This window comes from Mesorhizobium sp. M0833, assembly GCF_040319905.1.
Taxonomy (GTDB): Bacteria; Pseudomonadota; Alphaproteobacteria; order Rhizobiales; family Rhizobiaceae; genus Mesorhizobium.
The window spans coordinates 1-2,736 of the sequence record NZ_JAMYOQ010000077.1; the positions used below are offsets into that span (position 1 = coordinate 1).

2 protein-coding genes and 1 pseudogene are annotated in these 2,736 nt (G+C 61.2%); 1 reads left to right on the forward strand and 2 read right to left on the reverse strand.

Translation table 11 applies throughout. The features are described from left to right. Positions 1 to 411: 411 nt before the first annotated feature. Complete coding sequence (locus NKH98_RS32765) at positions 412 to 1,617, reverse strand: beta-ketoacyl-[acyl-carrier-protein] synthase family protein (protein WP_352638588.1); 1,206 nt, start codon at positions 1,615 to 1,617, stop codon at positions 412 to 414. Beyond that, a complete protein-coding gene (locus NKH98_RS32770) occupies positions 1,618 to 1,893 on the reverse strand; it encodes an acyl carrier protein (protein ID WP_023679611.1) in 276 nt (91 codons plus the stop codon). Between the two features lie 573 nt (positions 1,894 to 2,466). On the opposite strand from NKH98_RS32770, the pseudogene NKH98_RS32775 reads away from it, so the two are divergent. After that, positions 2,467 to 2,568: pseudogene (locus tag NKH98_RS32775) on the forward strand (LysR family transcriptional regulator); the annotation flags it as partial. Between the last annotated feature and the right edge of the window lie 168 nt (positions 2,569 to 2,736).

Genomic DNA, 2,736 nt, shown 5'->3' on the forward strand with positions numbered 1-2,736 from the left:
ATGTCGCGGATCTGGAGGCCAGGACGACGGCGCGCTTCGAAGCGTCGGCCAAGACAGGCAAGGTCCGCAGGTTCAAGGAGTTCGTTGACGGCGCCCGCGGCGCGGCCGGGCCGGCAGCACTCAGGCGACTATAACGGGCGCAGCCGACCCTGCGGCTTCCAGACATTGTCGTGTACAGCTTCAGACCCTCAAGCCGAGCCCGCAGGGCCTCGCTTACCTTTTACGGGGCGGCGGTACGTCCAAGCCGCTTCAACAGTTAAGAATTTCGCAAAGACGATACCCCCGGATCGTCGAGCTTCCGCTGCCACTTCCCGCATTCGCCGAGGCGGTCAATGACCCGCCCTTCACAACGTTATCCGGCAAGCATCTGGATGCGAGAGATAATGTTGCCGGAGGCATCTCTCATGGCTTCTACACCTGCCTGAACGCCAGAACCGCGTTCGTGCCGCCAAAGGCGAAGGAGTTGCTCAGTGCCACGCGCACCTTGCGCTCGCGTGCCACATTGGGCGTGACGTCGAGATCGCAATCGGGGTCCAGCTCACGATAATTGGCAGTCGGCGGCACGACGCTCTCGCGGATAGCCATCACGCAGGCGATCAACTCGAGCGCGCCGGACGCGCCGAGGCAATGCGCGTGCATGGACTTGGTAGAAGAAATGGACATTGAGAAGGCGTGCTGACCGAAGACGCGCTTGATCGCCGCCGTCTCGATCTGGTCGTTGGCCTTGGTGCCGGTGCCGTGCGCGTTGAGATAGTCGACATCCTCGGCGTCCAGCCTGGCATCGGCAAGGCAGGCCCGCATTGCTGCCTCCGGCCCCTCGACAGTCGGCGCGACGATGTCGGACGCATCGGCGGAAAGGCCGGCACCGGCGATTTCGGCAAGGATGGTGGCGCCCCGAGCCTGGGCATGCTCGTAGCTTTCCAGCACCGCCATGCCGGCGCCTTCACCAAGCGACAGGCCCTGGCGATCGGCCGAGAATGGCCGGCAAGTATCGGGCGAAAGCACGCGGATCGCTTCCCATGCCTTCAGCACACCCCATATGAGCGGCGCTTCGCTGCCGCCGGCAAGCATCACGTCGGCCCGGCCGAGCCTGATCTGGTCCACCGCGCAGGCAATCGCATGGTTTGCCGAGGAACAGGCGGACGTGACGCCGAAGACCGGCCCGCGCAGGCCGAGACTCATGCTGACCTGGCCGGCAGCGGCACCCGGCATCGCCTTGGGTACAGTCAAGAGAGCGGCACGCTTACCGCCCAGAAGGATGGCGCGGTAGGTTTGCTCGATCGCATCCCACCCGCAGCCGCCAACGCCCACCGTCGCACCGAAGCGATAGCTATTTCCCTCTTTGGAGGAAAGTCCGGCCTGACGCATGGCTTCGCGCGCCGCAAGCACAGCGAGCAGGCTGAAGCGGTCCATGGAGATGAGTTGCTTGCCGTCGATGTCATGCTCCGGCAGCGCCTTGATCTCGGCACCGATCCTGACCCTCAATTCATGGAGCTCGGAGTTGACGATTGGGCCGATGGCGGAGCGGCCTTCTCGCATCTCTCTCCAAATGGCGGCGGCGTTGGTCCCAAGCCCGCAAATCCCGCCAATCCCAGTAATCACGACGCGCCTGTCCATTCACACCCCCTTGGCGAGCAAGCTGCGCACGGCTTCCACCATGTCCCCAACATTCTGGAGATCCGACCATGCCTCGGCCGTATTCATCTCGATCTCGATGCCGTAAGCCTGCTCCAGGTCCCAGAGAACGTCCGCCAATCCCAGTGAATCGATACCGAGCGATGTCAGTCCCGTGGCAGCCGTTATCTCGCCGCCTGTGGCAGGCGCTATGCCGCCCTCCGACGCGGCGCGCTTCTTGATCATGGCGATTATTTCGTTGGCGAGTTGATCTGCCATCTTGTTCCTTTCCAGCTTGCGTTTTCGGCGTCGTTCAAAACCCGAGTCGCGTCGCGTTGCCAAAATTGCCCCTCATAGAGCCTGTGCGACCGACCAAGCCCAATGCCCATAGGAACCGGACGAGTTCCGGCTTCTGCGGCGTCAGCCCGATGACGAAGAAAAGTCGCCGGCCTCCCGCTTTTGCGCCAGCACATCAAGAATCTGCGTGTAAATGGATAGGAACCGTCGTCAAACGTCAGCTAAACGCTGCGACGGTGGGTGCTGTCAGCGTATTCACTCGGCACCTCATATGTAATCGAGATGTTTCATAGCTCCGGACCATGCGATCAACTATTGTACCGGTCCGCCATTCGTCGGAGAGTTCGACATGATCGGAGCGCTGCCTCTCATTCCCAGTACAATCTCCACCGCACGCGACAGATTTCCTCTTTCGGGCTCTTCTCAAGGGACTCGCCACGCGATAGAGGCAGTGATCGGCGCACGTGAGGTCCTGCCAAGTCCATGCGACATTCCGGAAAATTGGTAAAATCGTTTGTTTCAATCAAATGCATCCACGCTATGGATAGCTAAGACATGCGTTTCAAAGGGCTCGATCTGAATCTTCTCGTCGTTCTCGACGCGCTGCTGAGCGAGCGCGGCCTCACGGCGGCGGCACGCCGCATCAACCTAACCAAATTCATGGGGGTTGGTGGATGTGGCGCAAGCCGTTGAAATGACGTAGGATTTGGTTGCTTAAGCCGATCCGAAGCATTTCCCGGAGACCACACCCACCATGAACGATCTTGCGCTGCCGCTGAGCGGTTTGTCATCAGTCGGCGGCAAGTCCGTCGTCGCCCGTTTCGA